This is a genomic window from Chryseobacterium sp. RLHN22, assembly GCF_051011795.1.
Classification (GTDB): Bacteria; Bacteroidota; Bacteroidia; order Flavobacteriales; family Weeksellaceae; genus Chryseobacterium; species Chryseobacterium zhengzhouense.
Genome location: NZ_JBPCHW010000002.1, coordinates 265,344 through 290,778 on the forward strand (window position 1 = coordinate 265,344; position 25,435 = coordinate 290,778).

General features: G+C 34.2%; 22 protein-coding genes and 14 tRNA genes. 33 read left to right on the plus strand and 3 right to left on the minus strand.

Features of this window, described 5'->3' with window-relative positions; genetic code table 11:
- The first annotated feature begins 10 nt into the window (after positions 1 to 10).
- On the plus strand, positions 11 to 2,284 hold the full coding sequence (gene katG, locus ACR1PN_RS03515; RefSeq protein ID WP_433978907.1) for a catalase/peroxidase HPI: 2,274 nt from the start codon (positions 11 to 13) through the stop codon (positions 2,282 to 2,284).
- 127 nt (positions 2,285 to 2,411) lie between these two features.
- A complete protein-coding gene (locus tag ACR1PN_RS03520) occupies positions 2,412 to 3,245 on the plus strand; it encodes a hypothetical protein (RefSeq protein ID WP_378175666.1) in 834 nt (277 codons plus the stop codon).
- Between the two features lie 114 nt (positions 3,246 to 3,359).
- Here ACR1PN_RS03520 and ACR1PN_RS03525 read toward each other — a convergent pair whose 3' ends face one another.
- Positions 3,360 to 4,394 (minus strand): LacI family DNA-binding transcriptional regulator, encoded by a 1,035-nt coding sequence (locus tag ACR1PN_RS03525; protein WP_378175669.1) that lies wholly within the window; start codon positions 4,392 to 4,394, stop codon positions 3,360 to 3,362.
- Between the two features lie 269 nt (positions 4,395 to 4,663).
- On the opposite strand from ACR1PN_RS03525, the gene ACR1PN_RS03530 reads away from it, so the two are divergent.
- The 4 genes from ACR1PN_RS03530 (at position 4,664) to ACR1PN_RS03545 (ending at position 7,189) form a co-directional block, all read left to right on the plus strand.
- Positions 4,664 to 5,377: a DUF434 domain-containing protein gene (locus tag ACR1PN_RS03530; protein ID WP_433978908.1), complete on the plus strand. Its 714-nt coding sequence runs from the start codon at positions 4,664 to 4,666 to the stop codon at positions 5,375 to 5,377.
- 3 nt (positions 5,378 to 5,380) lie between these two features.
- Positions 5,381 to 6,028, plus strand: a complete 648-nt coding sequence (locus tag ACR1PN_RS03535; RefSeq protein ID WP_433978909.1) for a hypothetical protein — start codon at positions 5,381 to 5,383, stop codon at positions 6,026 to 6,028.
- A 61-nt stretch (positions 6,029 to 6,089) separates the two neighbouring features.
- On the plus strand, positions 6,090 to 6,407 hold the full coding sequence (locus ACR1PN_RS03540) for a hypothetical protein (protein WP_433978910.1): 318 nt from the start codon (positions 6,090 to 6,092) through the stop codon (positions 6,405 to 6,407).
- Positions 6,404 to 7,189, plus strand: coding sequence for a TatD family hydrolase (locus ACR1PN_RS03545; RefSeq protein WP_433978911.1), 786 nt, complete (start codon positions 6,404 to 6,406; stop codon positions 7,187 to 7,189). Before ACR1PN_RS03540 ends, ACR1PN_RS03545 begins: the two co-directional genes overlap by 4 nt.
- Before the next feature lie 89 nt (positions 7,190 to 7,278).
- On the opposite strand, the gene deoD is transcribed toward ACR1PN_RS03545, so the two are convergent.
- Both deoD and ACR1PN_RS03555 read right to left on the minus strand, forming a co-directional pair.
- Positions 7,279 to 7,989, minus strand: coding sequence for a purine-nucleoside phosphorylase (gene deoD, locus ACR1PN_RS03550; RefSeq protein ID WP_433978912.1), 711 nt, complete (start codon positions 7,987 to 7,989; stop codon positions 7,279 to 7,281).
- A 215-nt stretch (positions 7,990 to 8,204) separates the two neighbouring features.
- Positions 8,205 to 8,561, minus strand: coding sequence for a winged helix-turn-helix transcriptional regulator (locus tag ACR1PN_RS03555; protein WP_378175689.1), 357 nt, complete (start codon positions 8,559 to 8,561; stop codon positions 8,205 to 8,207).
- A 109-nt stretch (positions 8,562 to 8,670) separates the two neighbouring features.
- Here ACR1PN_RS03555 and ACR1PN_RS03560 point away from each other — a divergent pair, with 109 nt between their 5' ends.
- The 27 genes from ACR1PN_RS03560 to ACR1PN_RS03690 all read left to right on the plus strand — a co-directional run bounded on the left by ACR1PN_RS03560 (position 8,671) and on the right by ACR1PN_RS03690 (position 25,424).
- Positions 8,671 to 9,417, plus strand: coding sequence for an SDR family oxidoreductase (locus ACR1PN_RS03560; RefSeq protein ID WP_433978913.1), 747 nt, complete (start codon positions 8,671 to 8,673; stop codon positions 9,415 to 9,417).
- Positions 9,418 to 9,616: 199 nt separating this feature from the next.
- Positions 9,617 to 10,282, plus strand: coding sequence for a hypothetical protein (locus ACR1PN_RS03565; protein ID WP_433978914.1), 666 nt, complete (start codon positions 9,617 to 9,619; stop codon positions 10,280 to 10,282).
- Entirely contained in the window at positions 10,260 to 10,835 is a 576-nt protein-coding gene (locus ACR1PN_RS03570; RefSeq protein ID WP_433978915.1) for a DUF4919 domain-containing protein, read from the plus strand. The genes ACR1PN_RS03565 and ACR1PN_RS03570 overlap by 23 nt, the downstream gene beginning before the upstream one ends.
- 12 nt (positions 10,836 to 10,847) lie before the next feature.
- Complete coding sequence (locus ACR1PN_RS03575) at positions 10,848 to 11,549, plus strand: hypothetical protein (protein WP_433978916.1); 702 nt, start codon at positions 10,848 to 10,850, stop codon at positions 11,547 to 11,549.
- A 191-nt stretch (positions 11,550 to 11,740) separates the two neighbouring features.
- Entirely contained in the window at positions 11,741 to 12,874 is a 1,134-nt protein-coding gene (locus ACR1PN_RS03580; RefSeq protein ID WP_433978917.1) for an AAA family ATPase, read from the plus strand.
- Positions 12,847 to 13,590 (plus strand): hypothetical protein, encoded by a 744-nt coding sequence (locus ACR1PN_RS03585; RefSeq protein ID WP_433978918.1) that lies wholly within the window; start codon positions 12,847 to 12,849, stop codon positions 13,588 to 13,590. The genes ACR1PN_RS03580 and ACR1PN_RS03585 overlap by 28 nt, the downstream gene beginning before the upstream one ends.
- The gene (locus ACR1PN_RS03590; protein WP_433978919.1) at positions 13,581 to 15,974 is read left to right on the plus strand and encodes a hypothetical protein; all 2,394 of its coding nucleotides are present in this window, start codon (positions 13,581 to 13,583) and stop codon (positions 15,972 to 15,974) included. The genes ACR1PN_RS03585 and ACR1PN_RS03590 overlap by 10 nt, the downstream gene beginning before the upstream one ends.
- The gene (locus ACR1PN_RS03595) at positions 15,964 to 17,670 is read left to right on the plus strand and encodes an APC family permease (protein ID WP_433978920.1); all 1,707 of its coding nucleotides are present in this window, start codon (positions 15,964 to 15,966) and stop codon (positions 17,668 to 17,670) included. Before ACR1PN_RS03590 ends, ACR1PN_RS03595 begins: the two co-directional genes overlap by 11 nt.
- Positions 17,663 to 18,682: a tetratricopeptide repeat protein gene (locus ACR1PN_RS03600; RefSeq protein ID WP_433978921.1), complete on the plus strand. Its 1,020-nt coding sequence runs from the start codon at positions 17,663 to 17,665 to the stop codon at positions 18,680 to 18,682. Before ACR1PN_RS03595 ends, ACR1PN_RS03600 begins: the two co-directional genes overlap by 8 nt.
- A gap of 255 nt (positions 18,683 to 18,937) precedes the next feature.
- A complete protein-coding gene (locus ACR1PN_RS03605; RefSeq protein WP_433978922.1) occupies positions 18,938 to 19,264 on the plus strand; it encodes a hypothetical protein in 327 nt (108 codons plus the stop codon).
- A 959-nt stretch (positions 19,265 to 20,223) separates the two neighbouring features.
- Positions 20,224 to 20,296: transfer RNA gene (locus ACR1PN_RS03610), tRNA-His, on the plus strand.
- An 84-nt stretch (positions 20,297 to 20,380) separates the two neighbouring features.
- Positions 20,381 to 20,454: transfer RNA gene (locus ACR1PN_RS03615), tRNA-Ile, on the plus strand.
- Positions 20,455 to 20,529: 75 nt separating this feature from the next.
- A tRNA-Lys gene (locus tag ACR1PN_RS03620) sits at positions 20,530 to 20,606 on the plus strand.
- A gap of 1 nt (position 20,607) precedes the next feature.
- Positions 20,608 to 20,681, plus strand: a tRNA-Arg gene (locus ACR1PN_RS03625).
- 7 nt (positions 20,682 to 20,688) lie between these two features.
- A tRNA-Ser gene (locus ACR1PN_RS03630) sits at positions 20,689 to 20,773 on the plus strand.
- A gap of 196 nt (positions 20,774 to 20,969) precedes the next feature.
- Positions 20,970 to 21,041 (plus strand) — tRNA-Pro (locus ACR1PN_RS03635).
- Between the two features lie 6 nt (positions 21,042 to 21,047).
- A tRNA-Glu gene (locus ACR1PN_RS03640) sits at positions 21,048 to 21,120 on the plus strand.
- A gap of 102 nt (positions 21,121 to 21,222) precedes the next feature.
- Positions 21,223 to 21,294: transfer RNA gene (locus ACR1PN_RS03645), tRNA-Asn, on the plus strand.
- A gap of 641 nt (positions 21,295 to 21,935) precedes the next feature.
- Positions 21,936 to 22,022, plus strand: a tRNA-Tyr gene (locus ACR1PN_RS03650).
- Between the two features lie 157 nt (positions 22,023 to 22,179).
- A tRNA-Glu gene (locus tag ACR1PN_RS03655) sits at positions 22,180 to 22,252 on the plus strand.
- Between the two features lie 306 nt (positions 22,253 to 22,558).
- A tRNA-Leu gene (locus ACR1PN_RS03660) sits at positions 22,559 to 22,632 on the plus strand.
- A gap of 161 nt (positions 22,633 to 22,793) precedes the next feature.
- Positions 22,794 to 22,866 (plus strand) — tRNA-Phe (locus ACR1PN_RS03665).
- A gap of 74 nt (positions 22,867 to 22,940) precedes the next feature.
- Positions 22,941 to 23,013, plus strand: a tRNA-Gln gene (locus ACR1PN_RS03670).
- 9 nt (positions 23,014 to 23,022) lie between these two features.
- Positions 23,023 to 23,093, plus strand: a tRNA-Trp gene (locus ACR1PN_RS03675).
- Positions 23,094 to 23,227: 134 nt separating this feature from the next.
- Positions 23,228 to 23,713, plus strand: coding sequence for a ribonuclease H-like YkuK family protein (locus tag ACR1PN_RS03680; protein WP_433978923.1), 486 nt, complete (start codon positions 23,228 to 23,230; stop codon positions 23,711 to 23,713).
- A 98-nt stretch (positions 23,714 to 23,811) separates the two neighbouring features.
- Positions 23,812 to 24,624: an ATP-grasp domain-containing protein gene (locus ACR1PN_RS03685; RefSeq protein WP_433978924.1), complete on the plus strand. Its 813-nt coding sequence runs from the start codon at positions 23,812 to 23,814 to the stop codon at positions 24,622 to 24,624.
- A 23-nt stretch (positions 24,625 to 24,647) separates the two neighbouring features.
- Positions 24,648 to 25,424 (plus strand): ATP-grasp domain-containing protein, encoded by a 777-nt coding sequence (locus tag ACR1PN_RS03690; protein ID WP_433978925.1) that lies wholly within the window; start codon positions 24,648 to 24,650, stop codon positions 25,422 to 25,424.
- The last annotated feature ends 11 nt before the right edge of the window (positions 25,425 to 25,435 follow it).

Sequence of the window (25,435 nt, forward strand, 5' to 3'; positions counted from 1 at the left end):
AATCTTTAATATGGAAAACAGGGAAGGAGACATCAGTAAATGCCCGTTTCATAACGGTCAGCTCAATCAGACCGTTGCAGGTGGCGGAACCAGTAATCACGACTGGTGGCCGAAGCAGCTTAGAGTAGATATTTTGCGTCAGCATTCGAAACTTTCTGATCCGATGGATGAGAATTTTAATTATGCTGAAGCTTTTAAATCGTTAGATTATGAAGGTTTAAAAAAAGACTTGCACGCTTTAATGACTGATTCTCAGGATTGGTGGCCTGCAGATTTTGGGCATTACGGTCCGCTGTTTATCAGAATGGCTTGGCACAGTGCAGGAACTTATAGGGTTTTTGACGGTAGAGGCGGTGGAGCAAGAGGTCAGCAAAGATTTGCGCCACTCAACAGCTGGCCCGATAATGTGAGTTTAGATAAAGCAAGAAGACTTTTGTGGCCTATCAAACAGAAGTATGGAAATAAAATTTCGTGGGCAGATTTATTGATTCTTACCGGAAATGTGGCCTTGGAATCGATGGGCTTTAAAACGTTTGGTTTTGCAGGAGGAAGAGAAGATGTATGGGAAGCAGACCAGGATGTGTACTGGGGCTCTGAACATACATGGCTTGGAAATGAAGAACGTTATTCCGGCGGAAAATCAGGACTTAGGGAACACGGTGTTGTATCTTCAGATGAAGATCCGAACGGTGGGACCCACACCAGAGATTTAGAAAAACCATTGGCAGCGGCACATATGGGATTAATTTATGTGAATCCTGAAGGTCCTGATGGAAATCCGGATCCCATCGCAGCAGCGAAAGATATTAGAGATACCTTTGGAAGAATGGCGATGAATGATGAAGAAACCGTTGCATTGATTGCCGGTGGACATACATTTGGAAAAACACACGGTGCGGCACCTTCTGATCATGTTGGTAAAGAGCCGGAAGCAGCTGATTTATCGGCACAAGGTTTAGGCTGGGAAAATTCTTTCGGTACCGGAAGAGGAAAAGACACCATCACCAGCGGACTTGAAGTGACGTGGACGGAAACTCCAACCCAATGGAGCAATCATTTCTTTAAAAATCTTTTTGAGCACGAATGGGAATTAACAAAAAGCCCTGCAGGAGCTCATCAATGGGTAGCAAAAGATGGCGAACACATTATTCCTGATGCTTTTGATGCAACTAAAAAACACAGGCCAACCATGTTGACGACTGATTTGTCATTACGACTGGATCCTGTTTATGAAAAAATATCAAGACGTTTCTACGAAAATCCCGATGAGTTTGCGGATGCTTTTGCAAGAGCTTGGTTCAAGCTTACTCACAGAGACATGGGGCCAAAAGCCAGATATCTGGGAGCAGAAGTTCCTTCAGAAGAATTGATCTGGCAAGACCCTTTGCCTGAAGCGGATTATGATGCAATCGATGAAAATGATGCTCAGAATTTAAAGAATGAGATATTAAATTCAGGATTAAGTATTTCGGAACTGGTTTCTACGGCATGGGCATCTGCTTCCACGTTTAGAGGAAGTGATAAAAGAGGCGGTGCGAATGGAGCGAGAATTCGTTTGGCTCCGCAAAAATATTGGGCGGTAAATAATCCTTCTCAGTTGCAAAAAGTTTTAGACAAACTTGAAGATATTCAAAAAAGGTTTAATGAAAATCAAGGAGAAAACAAAAAAGTTTCTCTGGCAGATTTAATTGTTTTGGCCGGAAATGCAGCGATTGAAAAAGCAGCATCAAATGGTGGATTTAATGTAAATGTAAAATTCAATGCAGGAAGAACCGATGCAACGCAGGAACAGACAGATGTGGAGTCTGTGGGGTATTTAGAGCCTGTTGCAGATGGGTTCAGAAATTACAGAAAAGGTAACAGAAATGTTTCTACGGAATCTCTTTTAATTGATAAAGCAAATCTTTTAACGCTTACTGCTCCGGAAATGACGGTTCTTTTAGGCGGATTAAGAGTTTTGAATACGAATTTTGACGGTTCGAATCATGGCGTTTTCACAAACAATTCAGAAACGTTAAGCAATGATTTCTTCGTGAACCTTCTGGATATGAATACGCAATGGAAATCCGCTTCCCAGGATAACGAACTGTACGAAGGAAGCGATAGAAATTCTGGCGAGAAAAAATGGACAGCCACAAGAGCTGATCTGGTTTTTGGGTCTAATGCAGAACTACGAGCTATTGTAGAAGTATACGCTTCTTCTGATGCCAAAGAAAAATTTGTAAGAGATTTTGTCAAAGCCTGGGAAAAAGTAATGGAACTTGACCGTTTTGATTTAAAATAAAAATCACTTGCAGATATGAATAAGCCACTGAATTTTATTTTTGTGGCTTTTTTTTATGAAGTAATAATCATCTTTCACAATAAAAAACATTAAACTAAGTTTGTGGATTAGACATTTAAATTTAATAATGAAATTGATAAAGAAACTCTCTTGCTTGTTTACATTTCTTACAGTTTGGAGTTGGATAAATGCACAACAGTTTCAGCTTAAAAAAGATTCGGAATTGATTAAGAACTATCAGATAGAATTGATTGCTGATAAGAATTACGTGTTTGTTTCCGAAAATGGCCATGTGAAAATTCCTTTCGATGAAATAGGTACAATTTCAAAAATAAAGATTCTTAATTTAGATAATAATACCGCTTACGATTTATATAGGGAAGAATTAAAAGCTGCTCATAATTATCTGCAGTTCTCATCCGGGAAGCTTATTGAACAGGTTGTTTTAACCAATAAAAAAGAAACGATCATCGGTATTGAGGCAAAAGGAGGATTGATGAAGTTATACAGCATGCCTAATTCAAGCAAAATTGTAGAAATTCCTGATGTTGACAGTTTGTATACCGGAAAAAAAATAAAGAAAATCAGGTATTTTATGACAGGTGGAAATAATACCCTTTATAATGTCAAAACAAATAAAATGGATATTCGCATTATCCCGATTCTATATACTTGTAAATCTGTGGATTGTGCAGATAAGAAAATCTTAATTCCTGAAATGGAAGTTGGGTTTACGGAAAACAGCAAATATCTCGAAGTAAATTTGGGTCAGCATGATATTTTTATTGATGAGAAGTTTAAAAATTTATATGTCGGTTATATTGCGATCGACTATCTTGTCGTGAAGCAGAAAAAAATAGAAAAAATTGGCAATAACAAATGCTATAATAATTTTCCGGAACAACACGCAATAAGGAAGGCATCTGTAAGATGTCCTGTGATTTCTGTTATTTTAGAATAGCTACGTGTGCGAAGAGCTTTGTTAAGAAATAAAATTCACTATTCCTCCAAAATTCTTTGAACGCTCCACTTTCCTTACAGGATAGGAATTTTTAAATGGCTAAATTTTCTTTTTCTATGATGATTTTCTCTTCGACGATGTTCTGATATGAATTTTTGGCGAAAGAACCACCTTTTTTTCAACAGAAACTCCGGAAGAATTGTCTTTAATGTGATCTAAAAAAACCTGGCCTGCCTTATTTCCCATAAGAAGAGGAGTCTGATCCATTGAGCTCATCGGAAGCTCCATAAACTGAGTGAAAGGTTCGTTGGAAAAACCTATTACTGCCACCTGTTCCGGAATTTTTATTTTGCGTTTTTTCAGTTCCTGACAAGCACCTAGTGCTGCAAAATCACTGGCAGAAAATATAGCGTCGGGAACAGACTTTCTTTTCCATAAAGTTTTAATGGCTTCAATTCCGGCGTCAATTGAACTTCCCGTAGTAATAATATTTTCTTCTTTCACCGTAAAATTGTGGTCTATCAAAGCCTGTTTGTAACCGTTCAGACGGTTTTGGTAAATCTCAAGATTAAGATCCCCCGCAAAATGACAGATATTTTTATAACCTTCGGAAATCAGATGTTCTGTAGCTTCATAACCTCCCCGATAATCGTCAATGGTTACAGTACTGATTCCCGGAATGTCTTTTTTACGGTCAAAAAATATGATAGGCGTTCTTGAAGTATGCAGAATATGTTCAATATGTTCTGTGTCTACGGTAGTTCGGGAAACCGACATGAAAATTCCGTCAACCTGAGCATTTAGTAATGTATTTAAATGTTTTTTTTCGGTTAAAACGTCTTCATGGCTTTGGCAGATAATTACATGATAACCATGCGGCGAAAGTTCTTCTTCAATTCCACGGATTACCGATGAGAAAAAGTTGGTATTGACAAAAGGAACGATAATTCCTACGTTTTTGGTTTCTCCGCTTTTAAGGGCTTTAGCAAGATTGTTTTGCTTGTAATTCATTTCCTTAGCGGTTTTCACTACGAGCTCCTTAGTTGCCTGACTAATTCTGGGATGATTATTCAGTGCTCTTGAAACAGTAGCCACGCTTACGTTCAGCTTCTTCGAAATATCATAAATGGTGGCACTTTTTTTATTCATAATTTTTTTTTCTGAATGATTCTGTACTTCAAAACGAAATACATTATTGAGGTAAATTTAATCAAATTATAGAGATTAAAAAGCAAATGAATTGTATTTTATATGAGATAGAAGAATATTATGATGATGTAAAAAAAGAACAATTTTAATTGACTGATTTTGTAAGGGTTAATTAATATTGAAAGACTCTGATTCATCTTGTGTAAATTTTATCATGAGAATTTTTGATTGATTATTTTAGTTAAATAGTTTTTGTATTACATTTGAGCATGAACAACAGAAACCGCGGAAAAAATACGGGTGATGATGCCTTATTCGGTTCAGAGAAACAGATTGATAAACTGAAATCGGCTGTTCGGGATATGCAGTATTTATTAAGCCGGAATTACCCGGAGAAAGCTTCTGCGGATCTTGTAGGAAATCATTACCGTCTGAAAACCCGACAAATTCAGGCCTTGCGTGGTGCTTCGGCTTCGGAAATTCAGATTCAGAACAGAAACTCGAAGGAACTTGAAATTTCAGATTTAAAAAGTAAAACGATTTATCTTGATGGTTTTAATGTTTTGATTTTATTGGAAAGTTTACTTTCTGGAGCTTATATTTTTGAAGGTTTGGATGGTTGTTTCCGTGATCTTTCAGGCGTTTTCGGAACGTATAAAAGAGTCAATCAGACTCAAAAAGTGATTGAATTGGTCGCTGAATTTTTTCAAAAATCTCAGGCAGAAAAACTAATCTGGATTTTTGATAAACCTGTTTCAAACAGCGGAAGAATCAAACAGATTATTTTAGATTATGCTATTGAAAATAACCTCAACTGGAATGTTGAACTGGAATTTAATCCCGACAAATTTTTAGCTGAAAATGTTGAAATCATTATTTCTTCTGATGCATGGATTTTGGATCATGGTAAAAGCTGGTTCAATCTTATCGGATATTTGATTGAAGAAGAAAACCTGTCCGTAAACCTTGTAAAAATGTTTTAAATCGTGAATTTTAAAGAATATATTCCATTATTTTCTGAAGAATGGAAAGAAAAATATCAGGCAATTTTAGTTGAAGAACATCTTAAAAGTTTACATGAAAATATTCAGAGATTTAAAGATCAGACTTTAGATTGGGATCTGCCTTTCTTTAATGAAGAAATTAAAATTGACCGTTCTGAAAGTTTCAACATTTTAATTACTATTTTGGAATCTGAATATTCAAATGAAATTAAAACAAAACAATTAGAAGAAATTTCTTTTGAACATTGGCTGAATATTTTGGGACAAAGGATAACTTCTGCAAGTATTCGTGATGAAAATGCGATCCCGCCTGTGAAAAGTTTACTGATTGAAGCCTGTGAAAAACCTTTTAATAATGAAATTACCATTGCGCAAAGAGCCTGGGAAAAACATGTCGGAAGACTTGAAGATCAGTTTTGGGGTGAAGTAAAAGGAAATAATCAACAGAAACAGCAAATCGTGATGGAAAAAATTAACTATATTCTAGATCATAAAACCTGGTGGAATGTTTTCTTTCATTACAAACACGAACTGGTTTTCGAAGTCAGAGAAAAAGAAGGTCATGGAATTCGCTGGAGTCATGGCGGAAAACATTTGATCGGTTTTCTGGAATTTTTTATGAATGACTAATTTAATGCGTAAAAAGATTGCGTATAATCTGGATAATTTTGCATCCAAAATTTAAATAACCATGAAAAACTTATACAATAAAGGGCCTTTCAGGAGTTATGAATGGGGTAAAATTGGAGTTTATTTAAAAAAGTATGGAAATAAAAAATGGAGACGAACCGAAAAATCAGAAATTGAAAACCAACTTAAAGAAACCATTAAAATTTTTAAACAAAGAAAGAAAAGGAGGAAATTAATCTGGGCTAAAATCACAAAAGAAATATATGGCAGAACACATTCTGATTACAGAAGCTTCTATTCGGAAAAAGCTTTCAGAAACTCAATAAAAAGAGCACATGTAAAGAGATATTTTTTAATAAATAAAATAAAAAAGAAATGAACACATTTATCGACATTGGTGTTAATTTAATCAATAAACAGTTTAATAATGAACACGTTGAGATTGTCAATTCGGCTCTTGCTACAGGAGTTCATTATATGATTCTCACGGGAACAAGCATTCGTGGAAGCAAGGAATCGGCAGAAATAGCAGCAAATTATCAGGATGTTATCTTCTCAACGGCAGGAATTCATCCTCATGATGCGAAATCTTTCAATAATGAAAGTATTCATGAATTAAGAAAACTTTTAAAACTTGAACAAGTCGTTTCCGTCGGAGAATGCGGACTGGATTTTGACAGAGATTTTTCACCAAGACCTGTTCAGGAAAAATGTTACCGTGCTCAACTCGAACTTTCCATTGAAGTTAATAAACCACTTTTCCTCCACGAAAGATCAGCTTTTCAAAGATTTAATGAAATTACAGACGAATATCTTTCCAAGCTTTCAAAAGCTGTTGTTCACTGTTTTACCGGAACTTTATCGGAAGCGAAAATTTATCTGGATAAAGGATTTTACTTAGGATTTACGGGAGCAATCAGCGATCAGAACAGATTCAAGCATCTGGAAGAAGTCATCAAATATGTTCCGCTTGACCGAATGATGATTGAAACCGATGCGCCTTTTATGCTTCCGAAAAATATGCCCCGAATGCAAAACCGCCGAAACGAACCAGCATTTTTGCCTTACGTCGCTCAAACGATTGCAAGCCTAAAGAAAGTAAGCATTTCTGAAGTTGCAGACGAAACCACAGAAGTCGCCCGAAATTTTTTCAGGATATAAAAAGAGTTCTACATTTTTTGTAAAACTCTTTTTTATTTCAATATTTTAAAGTGAATAAGCCATTTTGCATTATCCGCTTTATTCATTTTTTATAAACTTTTAATTGCAGATTCCAAAGCCAGTTCGATCATTGGTTTCAGAGCTTTTTCTCTTTGATCGGCCGAAATATTTTCGTGAGTCGGAATAATATCTGAAACCGTAAGAATTGTAGCGGCATTTTTTCCTAAATGTTTTGCATTGGCGAATAATCCGAACGCTTCCATTTCTACTGCCGGACAATTATATTTTGTGGCAATTGCCGGAATAGCCGGATCTTTTCTGTAAAAAATATCACTACTGTGAATATTCGTTGCTTTTGCAGTTAAAGACATTTCTTTTGCAGTTTCATTAATGGTGTTAAAAATATTTCCCTGATGAGAAATAATTTCGTCCTCAATTTCCCAAGCGAATTTTGCATATGTACTTTCGCTCGCTGCATTTTCAACATTCAGAATATCAAAAACCTTCAGATCTGTAGTGTAAGCTCCACAAGTTCCGATTCTGATGATGGTATCCACATCATATTCCGTAAACAGCTCAAAAGAATAAATTCCGATGCTCGGAAAACCCATTCCACTTGCTCCTACAGATATTTCCCTGCCTTTGTAAGTCCCGGTATAATAAAAAATACCTCTTGTCTGGCTCACTAATCTTGCATTTTCGAGAAAATTTTCGGCGATATATTTTGCTCTTAAAGGATCTCCGGGCTGTAAAACGACCTTTGCAATTTCTCCTTTCTTAGCGCTAATGTGTACACTCATAATTTTTATTTGAATGTGCAAAGATAATAAATATCGTGTTTTTTAAATTAATTAAAGTGTTTATAACCAAGCAGAATTTTTTGTCATGACAGGTGTATCTTTAATTTCGTAAATATTGTCTTATGGAAATCATAAAAATATGCCGATGTTCAAGGTATTTATTATGATCTGAAGTGATAATATCTTTGTAATGTTATTACTTTATGGCTTCAATTTTATCCTTCCACAATTTTTTTACGGTGTTCAACTCCCCATTCATGAAGGTTATTGATGATGGTTTTCAAAGTATTCCCGTGTTCTGTAAGCGTATATTCTACGGTTACGGGCTGTGTACTCAATACATTTCTGTGGATGAGCTTGTTAAATTCCAGCTCTTTCAGCTCTTTACTGAGCATTCGGTTTGAAATTCCGTCAATGTCGCTCAGAATATCCGAGAACCGCCGTTTATTGTAATAGCAGATTGATGATAGTACCGCAATTTTCCATTTCCCGTGTAAAACATCCATAGAATCCTGTACGGCGCGCATTTCTTTTTTGTATTCCTGCTTAAAGTTTTCTGTTTTGCACTCCATATTGTTACCTTGTTACTTTGTTGTTACTGTTATTTTTCAGTACAAAGTTACTAAAAGTAACTAATAGATGATACATTTGTACTGTAAAACAACAATAAAAAATTATACAATGAATTTTAAAGACAAAAATGTAGTGATAACGGGAGGAAGCACAGGGATAGGATTTGCCACAGCGAAGGCATTTATCGAAACTGGAGCAAATGTATTGATCACCGGAAGAAATGGTGATAACCTTAAAAATGCTGAAGAACGCATTAATAATCCAAAGCTGAAAACTTTGATTTCGGATACATCCGCAATGTCCGGAATTGCTAATCTCGAAAAATATATTTCGGAAAGCGGAAATAAGGTTGATGTTCTGTTTTTGAATGCTGGAACGGCTGTTTTTGCGCCGATTGAACAAACTACAGAAGAAGATTTTGATTACCAGTTTAATACCAATGTTAAAGGGTATTTTTTTACACTGCAGAAGCTGATTCCGCACTTTTCGGAAGGTGCTGCAGTAGTGTTTAATTCCTCAACTGTTGCTACAACCGCACAAATGTATGGAAGTGTTTATTCAGCAACGAAAGGTGCGGTCAATAAAATTGCACAGATTGCTGCCAACGAATTGGCAGATAGAAAAATTAGAGTGAATATTGTTAGCCCGGGACCTACAAAGACGGAAGGTTTTGATAAGGCAGTACCAAGTCTCGAAATGCAGAATGAGTTTTCCAAATCTGTTGCATTAGGAAGAATGGGTGATCCTTCAGATATTGCAAAAGCAGTTCTTTTTTTAGCTTCCGATCAGGCAAGTTTTATTACGGGCAGCGAACTTTTGGTTGATGGGGGCGCCATCGGTTATCTTCTGAAATAGTTTTTAAGTTAAGCTAAAAATAAAGCAGCCATAAAGTATTTATACTTTATGGCTGCTTTATTTTTAGGTTCAGAATTTATTTACAGACTTTTCATAATCTGTTTCAGTAGTTTTTTTGCTTAAAGTATATCTTTTATTAAATTCTTAAATTTCCACCAAATCAATTTTTTTGTGTTCGAAATAATTTTATTTTTGTTAGATGATGAAAACCGAATCTTTATTTCTGGACACTTTATTTCTGCTTCGAAAGGATGAATGCATCACGATTTTCACAGATCTTCAGGAAATCTCAAAAAAAGAGGAAGAAGACGCTGCAGATTATTTCGAATCCGAATTTGAAAAAGAACGGTTAGAATTTTTATCCGATCAGATCAATTGCGATAGCGAAACAGCGGTTTGGGCTGCAAAAATTGTGTATCACAGTGCACAATTATATTTGATCCGAAAAGATACGGCGAAAGATTTGGAGAAATTAATTCCACAATTTAAAGGAAAAAGAGATACTTCATCAATATTATCGGCGGATTTATCGTTGAGGTTTTTACCACAGATCATTTCTGCTTTGCAAAATGCCGATCCGGAAGATTCGTTGGTAAAAATGTTGGAAAATATTTTAACACAGTTTCACTATTCGGGAATTGGTTGGGATCTGGATTTGGAAAAGATCAATTGGGAAGAAGAACTAAAAGATAAAACCTACCGAAAACTATATCTTGAAAGAATTGTAGAGAAAAAATCCTACAGACTTGCCGAAATTCCTTATATCAATCAATTGCTGATGGCAGAATTCGGGATGTATAAAGATATTTTTTGGAAAGAACTAAAAACAATAACTAAAGAAAATGAGCCAGGAAACAGTATTTGATTTTATAAAAGATCCTACTAAAGAAAACTTTTTAAAATCCAGAGAATTAATTATAACGAACCCTGATTATGATCCTTATTCCAATGATTTAGAAATCATGGAAAAATTATTTGAGGATAAAGAATATGATAAACTGAATTATTATGTTAACATTAATGTACTGTTAAGTCCCAGAGCACATTTTATAAAATATTTTTCTTTAAAACAGATTGGTGATACGAAGGCTTCGGAAAGCGTAATGTTCATTTGTCATAATATTTTGAGTTGTATTGAGAAAACGGGAGACGGAACAATGGAAAATCCATATATTGTCATTAGAATTTCTGATGAAAATGATTTTTTACAGCTCCATTTGAGAAAAAAATATACTCAACAAAGATTGGTTCAGCATGAAGGAAAATATTTGGATGTTTTAACATTGGAAGATGGTTCGGAATTGCATTTTGATATTACGGATGCTTATCAGAGAGCTGCCTTTTCCTTTAAAAAAAGGAATGAACAATCCGGAAACCAAGAAGAACAGCCGAAAAAGAAAAAATGGTGGAATTTTTAATAAAAACTAATCATGGAAATTAATTCAGCATTCATCATAGGTTGGTTGTTCGCGACTTACATGTTTTTATTTTGCATTATTCCTTATTACATTAACAATATTTTTTTCAAAAATGATGTAAAAGGAGTTTCTATGTTTATGCATTTTGGTAAGCCTTTATACAGCTATACTTTAAAAAGCGGAGTAAAAGTTGATTTCGGTTATTTACCGAGTGGAAGTTCAATATCATTTAGATCAGAAGATGATTTTGAAGATAAAGAAGCTTTTAAGTATAATGTGAAAAGAGCGAGATATCTTGGTGTTATCTTTACTACAATCATTGTTTTAACCCTTTTTTCTGTAACCTTAATCTTGGGAGAAAACCCTGTCAAAATATGTAAAGAGATTTTAATTCTCGAATATGATTTAATTACAAAGAAATTCAATTCTAAAAGTGTTGTTCCAATTGTTTCTGATTATTATAAAATGTATGGAAGGCTCTTCTTTCTGTGCTTTTTTGTTGTAGTACAGATGATTATTTCTGTCATATTAAATTTGATCTTTTCACTTTGGGAATATTTAGGATTAATTGGTATGGCGGTTTTAATATTTCTTTACTTCTTTTATGATCTGACGTATTTTATGTTTCCGTTATCATTTTATATTGATATTCTGTTATCCATGACTATAAGCGGATTTTTATACTTTTTATTACTAAGATTTTTTATTAAATAGAATTAGAAATCTTTGCTTACTTTGGAGAGAAAAAACAAATAATAGTTAAAACTTTGTTTGCTTTGTTAAGTGAAACGCCTTTGCGAACTTAAAAACAATTAGCTGTCAAAAGAAACTTTGCGGTCTTTGCGTTTAAAAAAATAGCAAATAAGCATTATGTGCTTGAAAGCAACATCAAAAAACAATAATTAATGACTCAAAATATAGAAAAATTAAACAAAGTTCTTACCCACGTTAAAGATACTTTTGTTGGAAAGAATGATGTTGTAGATTTGCTGGGAATCTGTTTATTAGCAAGAGAAAATGCCTTTTTGTACGGACCTCCCGGAACCGCAAAATCTGCCATCGTAAGAACATTGGCGAAATCGGTAACGGATGGCAAAAACTTCGAATATCTTTTAACCCGTTTTACAGAACCGAACGAAATTTTCGGCCCTTTTGATATCAGAAAATTAAAAGAGGGAGAATTGTTAACAAATACTGAAGGAATGATGCCTGAAGCGTCAATGGTTTTCCTGGACGAGATTTTCAACGCAAATTCCGCAATTCTGAATTCTCTTTTGATGGCTTTGAACGAAAAGATTTTCAAAAGAGGAAAAGAAACGAAAAATCTTCCCGTGCTGATGTTCGTGGGAGCGAGTAACGTTCTTCCCGAAGATGAAGCCTTGAACGCTTTATTCGACCGTTTTCTGATCAGAATTAATGTTGATTATGTAAATCCAGAACTACTTCAACAGCTACTTTTAGCCGGAAGAAAATTGGAAAATAATATCGAAACCGAAACTCCGGAAATTCTTTCCAACGAAATCAAAGAACTGCAAAATCTGTGTAGAACGATTGATCTAAAGCCGATTTACGAAGTGTATTTGAATACAATTATCACCCTTAGAAATACAGGAATTGCAATTTCTGACCGTAGAGCTGTAAAATTACAGAATCTCATCGCGGCAAGTGCTTTAATTTGTGGAAGGAATGAAGCGATTTTATCGGATTTATGGGTGCTGAAACATATTTGGGATACCGAAGAACAAATTGAAATTCTTGAAGGAATTATCAACAGAACAATTGAAAAAGACGAGAATCCGAAATCTCATCCGCAGGCGTTACAAAACAAAACTCCGAATCCGGAAGAAGTGATGAAAGACGTGAAAATTTTAGTTGAAAAATGGAATGAAGGATCTTTAAGCTTTGAAGAACAAAATGTGATTAAAGATAAATTAAGATATCTTCAAACACGTTGCGACTGGATCAAAAATCCTGAGCAAAAACAATACATCCAACAGGAAATTGAAAATCTATGGCAGAAGATTCTTCAAAGCGTATAAAAGAATTTTGGGCAGAGCTTCCGCGTGCAGATGAAGATTTTTTAGGCTCAATTCGTGACTGGAAAAATGTTCAGATCGCTTTGGAAGAAGATGTAATCTGGCTGAAAGGTTTTACTGATGAACAGGCTGTTTCATCGGAAATACAACAGTTGCCGAATTTCTTGCTGTACGAACTAAGAGACGGACTTTTATTCCGAAAAGATGCCTTGGTTCCAAATAAAAAAGTAAGAACGGCATTGCTTTGGACTCCGATTGACAAAGCTTTGCGATTGACTTTTCCAACTTCCAATCATAATTTTTTTGGAATTGATGAAAAAATCGAAGTTAAATTAAAACCAAGCGAAGAAGAACAACCTGCGACAGCTTTATTGTGTTTGATTTCTGAAATTAAAGATACAATTATCGCGTTGCCAAAATTTAAACTGGAAAGAATCGATTGGATTGTCATTGACGATAAAGCATTGTTCCTGGGAAATCCATTGTTAAGCTTTCCGGGGAAAACGTTTTGGTTGAAAGATGGTCATCTTTTGCCGACAGGTTTTGATTTTGAATTTAAAAACTTGAGTTCTTTATTGCAAAGAAAATATAATGAATGCGATGAAAGTTGGCTTTTATGGAACGAAAACGGAAGTGTTTTAAGCATAAATAGAGAGGATTTTCGAAAGTTATCTGTAAGTTCTTTTCGTTTAACTGAAAAATCACAGGAATGGATATAATTGCTTATTTCCAATCGTATACACATTATTTCTGGGAATGGACAACTGATCAAGACGTTCCCGATGCTTCCGGTTATAATGAAAACAACCTTATTGCTATTCCGAACGTAGGAGCGATTGCTTACAGACCTTATGTATTCGAGATTTTAAAAGAGTTGAAAAATACTGGATTTCCGCCTTTTGGTTCTTTGCTTCTTGTTTTATATGCTATTCAGGATGGATATCTAAATCTTGACGGAGTTTTTTATTATCTGAACAGAAAAAAAAATATTTCACCGGAAATAGCCTCAGATATTGAGCAGGCAATTAAATTTTTAGAAAATTTAAGCCAGCTTGGAAGTTCATTAAAAAAAGGAAGAAATAAAATTATTCTTTTACATACCATTTTTGGAGATAGTCATAATAAGGTTTCACCGGTAAATTCCGGGTTAATTTTAAAAATATTTGATACAAAGCCCTATATAATTGCTGAAGCTGCAAATAAAAAAGATTTAACCGCGGTTGCTGTTAACAGAGATATAAAAACCTTAGCTTTACTTCAGAATAGATTTCCAACGACAGAATCTATCATCAATGCGATGAGAGGTATCGTCAATATTCCCGAATTGGAAGAAGAAGTCATCGAAGAAGAAACCACCGTTGAAACCGACAAAGATTTCATTCAGGAATTAATTGAAGAGCCAAAAACATTTCAGGTCGGAAGTTTAATTAAAAGAATCTGGAGCGGTCTAAAAATCCCAATGCGTCATCTTTCTCCCGGTGAACAGCCGATCGGAGGAATTTCCGATATGACGAATAAAGGCGATTTCCACAGAATGCTTTTATCGGAATTTGCCAATGAAGATGAGGTTTTTATGAACCGTGTCGCTAATAATGAAGCATTGTATATTCAACGTGAGATTCCGCCTGAGGAAAATATTTTTGAAAGAATTATTCTTATTGATACTTCCCTGAAAAACTGGGGAACTCCAAAGGTTTTGGGTTTTGCATCGGCAATTGCCGTGATCAAGCATCCTAAAGCACATTCAGAATGTAAGGTTTTTGCTTTAGGACAAACTAATATTCCAATTTCATTGGATAAAGTTGAAGAAGTTATTGAAAATCTAAATCAGGTAAGCCCTATTTTGGAGGTTTCTAAAGCGTTGGAAAAATTCTTTGAAGAAGAGCACAGAGAAAAAGATATTGAAGTTTTTTTCATTACGCATCAGGAAAATTTAGCCAATCAAAAACTGCAGAAAGTTATCCACGAAAACAGAGATCGACTGAAATTTTTAGTAACAACTTCGGCAGATGGTGAACTGAATTTTTACAAACATCATAAAGGAATCAAAAAACATATTCAGAAAATTATTCTTCCCTTAAAAGAATTGTGGGCAAACCCTCCACAACATAGACAAAAAGGTGAAAATAACTCATCTAAAAACTGGAAAAGAACGGATGTCCCCATTAATTATCCGATTTTGTTTCCGACGCCGGTTAACAAAATTGCGACTTTTTTATATGAAGGTGAATTTTTTATTCTCAGCAATAAAAAACAATTGCTGAGAACGTATTTGTCAGATAATTATTATAATAGAAATTATTATGATCATTATAAAATTCATCGTGGTTGTGAGGTTTTGTTTGAAGATATTTCTGTGAAGCCGAAAGGTCAGTTTGCTTTGGCAAAAAACAAGCAGCAACAATTTATTTTGTGTCAGTATCAACCGGATAAAAAGCTCATTTCCAAATTAAATTTAAATACAAAAGAATATTCTGAACTGAACCTTACAGGAAAAAGAATTCCATTGAACCACAAGTTGGTGTATTACGATAGGAGCTTCTATCTCCATCAGCAAGATATTCCTTATAGTATAAAGATAAATGTTGACGGGAATATCTATCTCGAAGAAGTGTTTGAAAAAGAAAAAGAAATGGATAAGAATACTTTGAAGGTTGAGACAGAGATTGATAAATTAAAAACCAGCGGAATTAAAATTTTAAACAATTTCAGCAACATCGGAATCAATTCAGAGAAAAATCTGGTGGTTTCGAATAATGAATTCAATAAATTATATGATAATTCATTGACGCTGTATAGAAACAGGCACCGGATTGAAATTTTTGCCAGTCAGAACAAAAACAGATTTTCGTTTTCCGATGGAAGCGAAATTATTACGGATTCCCGCGGAATGCTGACTTTCAAAAGCAGCAACAAAAATATTCCGGAATTCTTTATTCCGTCGACAGAATATGGATTTTTGGCACTGGCGACACATACGGAATTTGGTGGTTCAGAATATTATCTGCCGGAAAGTACTTTATTAAAAGTGAAAAAAATGGAAGATATGTACGCTGAATATTTGAGAAGATTTATAGATCAAATTTTGGAATATGGAACTTAGAATTAAACCTTTTCCGAAAAACAATTATCCCAAAAAAGGACTTTTAATAAAAGGTTCTTCACCTTTGACGTGGCTTCATGAGATGGAAATTTTAGGAATAGATTTAAACCATATCCAATCTTTTCCGATTCCTTCCAACGAACCGAATATTTTGTATGGCTGTTTCCTGATTTTCCAAAATTTGGTTCCGAACGATATTGGAAGAAATTCTTATTTTCAGTGTATTGATAACAAACTTTTCATTCCTGAAAACACTATTTTTTATCCTAAACTCAATCCGGAGGATTGGCAAAATACAGATGCCGAATTTCTCATCATGCATCCTGAATTTGGTTTAGTTAAATTAAATGAAGAAATCGACTGGATTTCATTAATTCAAAATCCGAAATCAGCGGAAGCCAAACTGAGAAAACCGTCAAATGGTGTAAAAATTCCTCAGAAAATTGAGAGCTACACCGTAGAAATGGACGATGAAAAAGTCTTGGAAGCCCTTCAAAAGTCACAAACCGAAGAAGAATGGATGAAAAATCTTCCTTTCGACATGAAAAAAGTAATGGCGGGAAATAAAAAGGAAATTGAAAAATATTTACAATATATTGAAAAATACCCCGACAGAGCTGTAGAACTAGGTGTTCCGCTTGATATCATGGGAACTTCCAGAGGTAATGGATTCAGTAGATTTAAGTTTTTGGAAGGGACTTGGTTTGAGAAATTCTTTGGAGGAAAGGACAGCGATTCTGAAGAGGGAAATTCTTCCGGACGCAAGTACAGCTGGATTTTTTGGGTAGTATTATTGGTTATAGGATTGGCAAGACTTTTTGTCCATTTTAATAAAGATAAATCACCTAATGAAATTCCGGTTTCTTCTAGCACAGTTTCAAAAAAAATGGAGGAAAAGATGATGAAACCTGTGGTTGCTTATCAATCAGGCGTTACGGATATTGATATGAAGATTGATTCGATGTATGGAGTAAAAAGACACGAATTGATGAATGAAAGTGCAGCTGCAACTGCATTATACTACACAAATAAAGAAAATAATTATGAAGATTATTTAAAAAATGGAGGAAGACCGATTGAAAAAATTTCTAAAGAGTCTGATTCTTTAGAAAATAAAATTAAAACAGCAACGGATTCGTTAAAAAGAGTATATCGAAAGAAAATTGTAAAATTTTTAGTTCAGAACGAAGAAGAGATAAAGAAAAAAATTGTTGATTCCATAAAAAAAACAAGCTCAGGAAAACCTGCGGATGATGGAATTGTTAAAACCATTATGAAAAAGAAGGCAGTTTTGATAGAAGATTCGCTTGGCAGGCTTTACGGAACAAAAGAATATCCACAGCTTCCACCGCCGGTGTTGGATGTGACTCATGAAAATAAGGATACTTATAAAGAAAATAATACTTCTTTTGTCGAAATTTTCTGGCTGATTGTAGCAATGACGGGTGCTGTAGGTTTATACTCTTTCATTGTGAAAAGAAAATCTTTAAATATTGGTGGAGAAAATGTTCCAAGCGGGGTTAAAATTTTTCTGATAATAGTTTTGATTGCGATGTTGGCGTATATTTTCTATCCTTTAATTGAAATGTTTGGCTACAACTGGTTTGTCTGGATTCTCATTATCGGGGTTGTGTTGCTTCTTTATCGTCTTTTCAGCGAAGATAAAACCATTCTAAAATCAGATAAAGATGAATAGGCAGAAGTTTATAGACAAATTCATGGCGGCATTTTTTATTCTGGTGATTTTTAAAGTGATCGGAATATTAGCCGAATTGTTTCACGGAACATTTTGGAGTGTAGTAGGAAATCTTGTGATTTTTGTTGTGATAGCAGTAATTATTTTATTGGTGATTACCGCTTTAAAGGATAAGGAAAAAGAAAACAACGGTTCAGGAAGTCGCTCCGGTAGAGGTGGAAGTTCCATCGTTGAAGCTTCACTATTTGATAGAATCAGGAATAAGTATGAAGAATTGGCTCAAAAATATATTGACGAAAAAGATTACAAGCGAGCCGCAAAGGTTTATATGAACCTTCTTCGTGACAATTACAGAGGTGCAAAAACACTTGAAGATGGCGGGTTTTATAATGAAGCAGCCGTGATTTATCTTAAAAAACTAAAAAATAAATCCGAGGCAGCAAACTGTTATGAAAAAGCAAAGCAGTTCAGAAAAGCGATTGATCTTTATAAAGAACTCGAACAAAAGGAAAAGGTGGGTGATTTGTACAGACAAATTAATGATGTTAAAAATTCAAATATTTATTATCAGATGGTTGTGGATGATTATGTAAACAACAATCAGATGGTAAAAGGTTCATTGATTTATCGTAAAAAAATAGAAATGCCGGATGAAGCTCAGAAAATCCTGTTGAAGGGTTGGGAAGAAGATCGAGACGCATTCAATTGCCTGAACAATTACTTTGCGAATATTTACGATGTTAAAAAATTAGATGCTGAAATTCAGGATTTGTATCAAAAAACACCCGAACATAAAAAGATTACTTATCTTGAAGCGATGAAGCATGAGTATAAAAAAGATCCGAAACTTCAAAGTACCACAAGAAATATCGCTTATGAAATTATTGCAGAAAAAGTAGCCAACCGTTCCGAAATTGTCAATGAATTGAAGCATTTCAATCCTGATGATGAGGTGATTTTGAAAGATATTTCTAGGTATAAAACGGGAAGAAATAAAATGTTTAGGAATTGATCAAATAAATTTAATTTCAAATGAAAGAATATTCAGAGGACAAAATAAAGACACTATCAATAGAGGAAGCTCTTGAAATGAGACTTTTTTCAAAATTTAAAATTTCAGATATTTTATGTAATTATTGGTTATTTACAAGAATATTTTGGTGGATATAATTTAGATGACGAGTATGTTGATGGTTTTTTTGTTAGTGAATTGGAAAAAACTAAAATTTTTGAAAAAATCTGTAAAAGATACCTTCATGAAAATTCTTTGGAAGACGACGTGAAATTTCATATCTCTGAAACTGGACATTCAGTAGTTGTTTCTCACACAATATGTGAGCATCTTTCGAAATTTTATATAGTAGAAGAAAAAGAATTTATAAATCATAAAAGATTCTTATTAAGTCCTAAAGATGATTTATTTAAATTACCACGAGATTTGTATGGGGAAGACTCTTTTAATATTTGGAATTTTAATCAGTTGAGTTTTTTGATTGGTTTTTATATTAGAAATTTAGTAATAAAAGATGATATCAAATTTTTGAATATCGCTAATGCAAGTCACAAAGTAAATATGGCTTTGGATTTTTTTTAGAAATTTTTATGATTCTGGAGATTGTATAAAAGTTGAATACCATTTTAATGTACCTTATGTTTCTAATATTTATTTTACAAATGGAGTTTTTTTAAGAGGATTTGAAAACGAAGTAAAAAAGTATTTAGAATCTTTAGACAAAATGTAAAAAACTGGTTGTCGAGATTCTCGAAGCCATTAATTTTTTATCTATCAATCACAAAATATGTTAAAACGTTAAGAAAAAGATTTATCTTTGCATCAATAAAATTATGACAATACAAAGAACACATATCAGTTTAAATCTATGCGATCGCCCTGTAATAAAGGGATCGTTTGGGTATGAATGGATGATGTTAGATGAGGCGAAATGTGCTTGCTTTGAAAATTATTTACTGTAAACTCGTAAAAATTTAATCAAAATACTGCAGAAACGCCTCGATGATCGGGGCGTTTTTTGTGTTTTTAGATCAGAAATTATTTAGAATGAAAAAAAATAACCATAAAAGTGAAAATTATTTAAACAAAAATGAACAATTAATAAGAAAATAAAGCGTGATAAGTAACCCAGTGAGAGACAGTCATTTAGGTATTTAAGACATCTGCAAAGTATTGCGGACAGAAATTCTCTATTCTAAAATTGGATTTAATTTGTTGATTTTCAAATAGTTAATTGAAAAATAAATTTGCGAGTTAAAAAATTTCATCCTTACTTTGCAACCGAAAATTGAAAGCAACAAGTTTTCAAGCCTTTCAAAAAAACTTTTTTAAAACAAGAATAATAAAATGAAACAATTACATAACATATCTAATTTATCTTCAGGACAACGCGGTGTAGAACCGATGGGGCAAGGGTATGCTTGTATTATTCTTCTTGATAGTGAATTTATGGATAAAAGGTGCTTATATACATGGGTCAGCTAATGTAGCGACACGTCTAAAAATATAAAGCGCCTCCCAAAAAGAGGCGCTTTTTTTATGGTTTCTCTAGCTTATTTGGTAAAGCGTCGGTTTGTGGCACCGGAGAATAGGGTTCGATCCCCGGAGATACCCAAAAAAGTGAATAGTGAATTTTGTTTCACAAGTGAATTTAAAATTGACAAGCAAAGCGAATTGATAATTCACCATTCACCAGTAAATCTCATAGCTCAATTGGTTGGAGCATCGGTCTGATACGCCGAAGGTTGAAGGTTCGAATCCTTCTGGGATTACAAAATGTGAATGACAAATAGTGAATTGAAAAATTGACAAGCCAAGCGAATTGACAATTCACCATTCACCAATAAAATCTCATGGCTCAAATGGTTAGAGCACCGGTCTTTTAAACCGGGGGTTGAAAGTTTGAATCTTTCTGGGATTACCAAGGTTCCGTAGCTCAATTGGATAGAGCATGGGTTTTCTAAACCCAGGGTTACAGGTTCGAGCCCTGTCGGAATCACAAGAAAGGAGAGTAGGCAAATATTGGTTTGTTGCGGCTTACTGCTAATGAGTTCTACGACAGTAGTGAAGGTTCGATTCCTTTGCTCTCCGCAAAAAGGTCTATTGAGGTAATGACTACCTGCCTGACTGTCGCTCAGGAACTGCGAGTTCGAAATGCAAAGCATTCGTGAACTCAAATAAAAAAAATATATGCGATGGTGAACAATCTCGCATAGACTGCAAAGATTCACGGAAAATTCCGGATCCGACTGTCTCTCGGAAAAGAATTGGAAGTGAATCTCTAAAACTGGAAAGATAACGGTGGTTGTTTACCCGTCTTGGACGCGGGAGGTCGCAAGTTCGAATCTTGCTTTCCAGACAGTTTGCTCCGTTCGTCTAATGGTTTAGGACGGCTGCCTTTCGAGCAGTAGATAAGAGTTCGATTCTCTTATGGAGTGCAAAAAATGTGAATAGTTAATGGTGAATTTTACTTCATAAGTGAATTTTAAAAATTGACAAGCAAAGCGGATTGACGATTGACTATTCACCAAATTAAAAACGATTCTGTAGCTCAATGGTAGAGCGCTGGTCTGTTAAACCAGAAGTTGGAAGTTCGAGCCTTTCCGGAATCGCAAAAAACTAAATGTTAATTGTTTCAAAAGAGAAAAGAAAAGGTTTGTCGAGAGCAGAAGATCTTTACGTCAAAAACACGATATAATATAGAAAAGCTTTTTCTTAACTCACTTTGAGACTGGAATATTGAAGATGAAAGTTTTAAACATAATATAAATTTTTAGGTAAAATAAAGTTTGTCAAAGCGCAGGAGTTCTTATATCAAACAAAATTAAGACAGACTTTATTTTTTAATTAGAAGTTAGATTTTAGAGATTAGAATTTAGAGATGTAATGTTATCTTAAAACTATCAACAATCAACCAACAACTAGAATAAAAACGATGGTTCGCCGAAGTGGAAGAGTCGGGGCGGTCTGCAAAACCGTTGCGTAAGCTGAGTGAGTTTTGAAATGTGAAACATTCGTGAATTCAAATAAAAAAATAAAAATGGTATGAACAATCTCATAACCATCTCAAATAACTAAAATGAGATGAGTTCCGAAGAAAAAGAAAAAAGTTTGTCGAGCGCAGAAGTTCTTATATCAAACTAAAAATTAAAGACAGGCTTTGTTTTTCTTCACAAAAAAGAAGTTAGATGTTAGAAATTAGAAGTTAGAATGAAAACCATTTATCTTTTATCAATTATCATCTATAAAAAAAGGAAGTACGCCGAAGTTGGAGAGTCGGGGCAGACTGTAAATCTGTTGCTTCATTGCTGAGTAGGTTCGAATCCTACTACTTCCACCAACCACTGATAATGTAATGGCAGCATGCAGGAAATGTACTCTTGTTGTTCAGGTTCGACTCCTGGTTAGTGGTCAAAGAAAGTGAATGGTGAATAAGTCAATTGTCGGTTTTAAAATTGACTGCAAAGCAAATTGACAATTTAGAATTCACAGTAAATGCTCTATTCGTCTAACGGTTCAGGACGCCTGCCTTTCGAGCAGAAAACAAGGGTTCGATTCCCTTATAGGGTACAGAAAAGTGAATAAGTGAATGGTGAATTTTGCTCCGCAAGTGAATTTTAAAATTGACTACAAAGTAAATTGACGATTCGCAATTCACATAAAAATAGGTTTAAATGGAAAGGGAAAAGTTTGTCAATCGCAGAAGATCTTTACAAATATAACAGGCATAGTTTATAAATATAGACAAGCTTTTCTCAGACCTAAATTATGAATAATCAGTAATGTGCAATGAGTAATTATTGCGACGGTTAATATGAATTTATAAAGCATAATTTTTTATCACCAATTACACATTACTTATTAATCATGAAACTTGCGGGAATGGTGGAAATGGTAGACACATTTGATTTAGGCTCAAGGTTTTGAGGGTTCGAGTTCCTCTTTCCGTACAAAATGGCCTTCCTATTCCAATTGGCGGAGAAAACGGTTTTTAACCCCGTAAAGTCCTAGTTCGAATCTGGGGAGAGGTACAAAACATCATTGATAAATTATCAATGATAAAAATTGTAATGAGATCATTTATAACTTATCAATTATCATTCATAAACAAGGAAGAGTGGTGTAGCAGGTCTGCATGTTAGTCTGAAAAACTAAAGGTACAGGTTCGATTCCTGTCTGTTCCGCAGAAATGAGTAATCAATAATATGCAATGAGTAATAACTCAACACTCATAATTAATAACTTATAACTAAAAAACTGATTCATAGTGTAATTGGTCAGCACACGAGACTTTGACTCTTGTTGTTCAGGTTCGAGTCCTGATGAATCAACAAAAAATTGCTTCGATGGTGTAATGGTAGCATCTCAGTCTCCAAAACTGATGGTATTGGTTCGAGTCCGGTTCGTAGCGCAAGAAAGTGAATAGTCAATGGTGAATTTTGTTTCACAAGTGAATTTTAAAAATTGAAAAGCAAAGTAAATTGACCTTTCACAATTGACCTAATAATTAATAAAAATTTAGACAAAACAAAACATGTAGAAAAAATGGAAACGCAACAACAAACATGGCAGAACATGACGGGAAAAATTTTCCAACACTCTATCACACAGTTGGTAGAAGAAGCCATCATCCGCGAACAGGCAAAAGGGCACCGACTGAAAGTATGTGTGGGTTCAGACTCCCACGTTTATGGGGATGCCATTAATTATGCTACGGCAGTTGTCTTTATTCGTGAGGGAAAAGGAGCGTTTACCTTTATCAGAAAAGAAAGAGAAATACAGAATATCAGTATCAAGGAGCGTATGCTGAACGAAGTCAACAAATCCGTAGAAATCGCTTATGCAATTTGCTCTATTCTGGAAACGTATGATGTGGAAATGGAGGTACACGCAGACATTAACACCGATCCGGATTTCAAATCCAATGTCGCTTTGAGAGACGCAATGGGATACATTCTGGGAATGGGATATGTGTTTAAAGCAAAACCTTACGCATTCGCAAGTTCAAATTGTGCTGATATGATGGTGTAAAATAGCTGGAAGCGGGATGTTGGAAGATGGAAGTTTTTAACATTATTAATTTAGCTTCCCACATCCGGCTTCTAACATCCATCCAAAAAAATAAAAAAATGAAAACAATTTTAATCATTAACGGAGAAAAATACTGGAAAGATTATTTTGCAGGATTTAATGTGGTCCAGAAAAAAGTTCAGACCTCAGAATTTATTGTAAAAGATTCTTCTCTATATGTAATTGATGCAGATGGAGTCTGCAAACCCGATGTGATTTTTTGGAGATTGGGAGCTATAAATCCTGAAGCAAAACACAGAAATATTTTGGAGTTAATTGAATATTCAGGAGTTCCTTGTGTGAATTCAGCTTTAACATTGTTAATGGGTTACGAAAGGTTATCAATGCTAAACAGATTGAAAAAACTAAAATTACCTGTTATTGATTTTAATGTAGCAACTAATACAACTCAATTGAAAAATCTGGAAATGAAATTTCCTTTTGTGATTAAAGTTGGAAATCATCACGGTGGATACGGAAAAAGTCTGGTTTCGAACGAAGAACAATGGGATGAACTGAAAGATTTACTTTTTATCCATCAGGATTATGTAACGACAGAGAAATTTATTAATTATAAATATGACATTCGTTATCTGGCTGTAAATGATAAAGTTTGGGCAATGAAAAGAAAAGGGAAATATTGGAAAGCCAATTCTTTAACCCAGGAATATCAAATTGTTGAACCAGAAAAAGAATGGATAGAAAAAGTAAAGCTGTTACAGGAAAACATCAAAGCAAACATTGTTGCGATTGATGTTTTGGAAATAGAAAACGGAGAAAAAATGATTTTAGAATACAACGATATTCCCGGACTTTCAGGTTTTCCTGGAGATGTAAAACTGGAATTGGCAGACATTGTAAAAAGTAAATAAAAGAACCTTAAAAACTAATAACCATGTATTTTTTAGTTCAGGCTAATGTGTATTTAGATCCCGATCATTACAAAATTTTTGATGCTTTGGAAGAATTAAATATTGATTATGATGTAATCAATATTCCTCCAACCGCAGAAAAAATCGACTTTGAAACAGACAGAAAAGATGTTTTTGTGTACGGTTCGGTGACGATTGCAAGATTGGCAAGGCAAAATACAGAATGGTTCCCCGGTTCTTTTTACGGAGGTAATCATTTGTATGAAGTATATTCTAAATATTATGGCGAAAACCTTCTCAATCATAAAGTTTCTGTACATAAAATTTCAGAAGAATTGATTTGGAATAAAGATGAATTAAAATTCATCAAACCTTACAACGAAGCGAAAATTTTCACAGGAAAAGTTTTCAACGAAACGAAATGGAAAGATTTTGTTTTTGAAGCATTGGAAAATCAATCCAACAGAATTACAGAAGATTCTTTAGTTCAAATTTCAGAAGCAAAACGAACAATTACAGAAGCAAGACTTTGGATTGTTGGCGGACAAATTATCGATGCGGGATATTATAAATTTAATGATAATGCACCTTTCGAAGAAAAAGTTTCAGAAGATGGGTTGAATTTTGCTAATGAAATGATTCAACTTTTCAACCTTGAAGAAGCTTTCGTAATGGATATTTGTTTGACCGATGAAGGCTGGAAAATTGTTGAAATAAATTGTATCAACAGCTCTGGATTTTATCCGAATACAAACGTGAAAAGTATTATCAAAGCATTGAATATTTACTTTTCCAATTAAAAAAAGTAATT

Excerpts from the sequence above, each read along its gene's own strand:
- ACR1PN_RS03590 (WP_433978919.1), top strand. The coding sequence starts at position 13,581 with ATGGATATAATTGCTTATTTCCAATCGTATACACATTATTTCTGGGAA.
- ACR1PN_RS03685 (WP_433978924.1), top strand. The coding sequence starts at position 23,812 with ATGAAAACAATTTTAATCATTAACGGAGAAAAATACTGGAAAGATTAT.
- ACR1PN_RS03520 (WP_378175666.1), top strand. The coding sequence starts at position 2,412 with ATGAAATTGATAAAGAAACTCTCTTGCTTGTTTACATTTCTTACAGTT.
- ACR1PN_RS03690 (WP_433978925.1), top strand. The coding sequence starts at position 24,648 with ATGTATTTTTTAGTTCAGGCTAATGTGTATTTAGATCCCGATCATTAC.
- ACR1PN_RS03570 (WP_433978915.1), top strand. The coding sequence starts at position 10,260 with ATGAGCCAGGAAACAGTATTTGATTTTATAAAAGATCCTACTAAAGAA.
- ACR1PN_RS03595 (WP_433978920.1), top strand. The coding sequence starts at position 15,964 with ATGGAACTTAGAATTAAACCTTTTCCGAAAAACAATTATCCCAAAAAA.
- ACR1PN_RS03575 (WP_433978916.1), top strand. The coding sequence starts at position 10,848 with ATGGAAATTAATTCAGCATTCATCATAGGTTGGTTGTTCGCGACTTAC.
- ACR1PN_RS03585 (WP_433978918.1), top strand. The coding sequence starts at position 12,847 with ATGGCAGAAGATTCTTCAAAGCGTATAAAAGAATTTTGGGCAGAGCTT.
- ACR1PN_RS03580 (WP_433978917.1), top strand. The coding sequence starts at position 11,741 with ATGACTCAAAATATAGAAAAATTAAACAAAGTTCTTACCCACGTTAAA.
- katG (WP_433978907.1), top strand. The coding sequence starts at position 11 with ATGGAAAACAGGGAAGGAGACATCAGTAAATGCCCGTTTCATAACGGT.
- ACR1PN_RS03540 (WP_433978910.1), top strand. The coding sequence starts at position 6,090 with ATGAAAAACTTATACAATAAAGGGCCTTTCAGGAGTTATGAATGGGGT.
- ACR1PN_RS03525 (WP_378175669.1), bottom strand. The coding sequence starts at position 4,394 with ATGAATAAAAAAAGTGCCACCATTTATGATATTTCGAAGAAGCTGAAC.
- ACR1PN_RS03600 (WP_433978921.1), top strand. The coding sequence starts at position 17,663 with ATGAATAGGCAGAAGTTTATAGACAAATTCATGGCGGCATTTTTTATT.
- ACR1PN_RS03565 (WP_433978914.1), top strand. The coding sequence starts at position 9,617 with ATGATGAAAACCGAATCTTTATTTCTGGACACTTTATTTCTGCTTCGA.
- ACR1PN_RS03555 (WP_378175689.1), bottom strand. The coding sequence starts at position 8,561 with ATGGAGTGCAAAACAGAAAACTTTAAGCAGGAATACAAAAAAGAAATG.
- ACR1PN_RS03560 (WP_433978913.1), top strand. The coding sequence starts at position 8,671 with ATGAATTTTAAAGACAAAAATGTAGTGATAACGGGAGGAAGCACAGGG.
- ACR1PN_RS03530 (WP_433978908.1), top strand. The coding sequence starts at position 4,664 with ATGAACAACAGAAACCGCGGAAAAAATACGGGTGATGATGCCTTATTC.
- ACR1PN_RS03545 (WP_433978911.1), top strand. The coding sequence starts at position 6,404 with ATGAACACATTTATCGACATTGGTGTTAATTTAATCAATAAACAGTTT.
- deoD (WP_433978912.1), bottom strand. The coding sequence starts at position 7,989 with ATGAGTGTACACATTAGCGCTAAGAAAGGAGAAATTGCAAAGGTCGTT.
- ACR1PN_RS03680 (WP_433978923.1), top strand. The coding sequence starts at position 23,228 with ATGGAAACGCAACAACAAACATGGCAGAACATGACGGGAAAAATTTTC.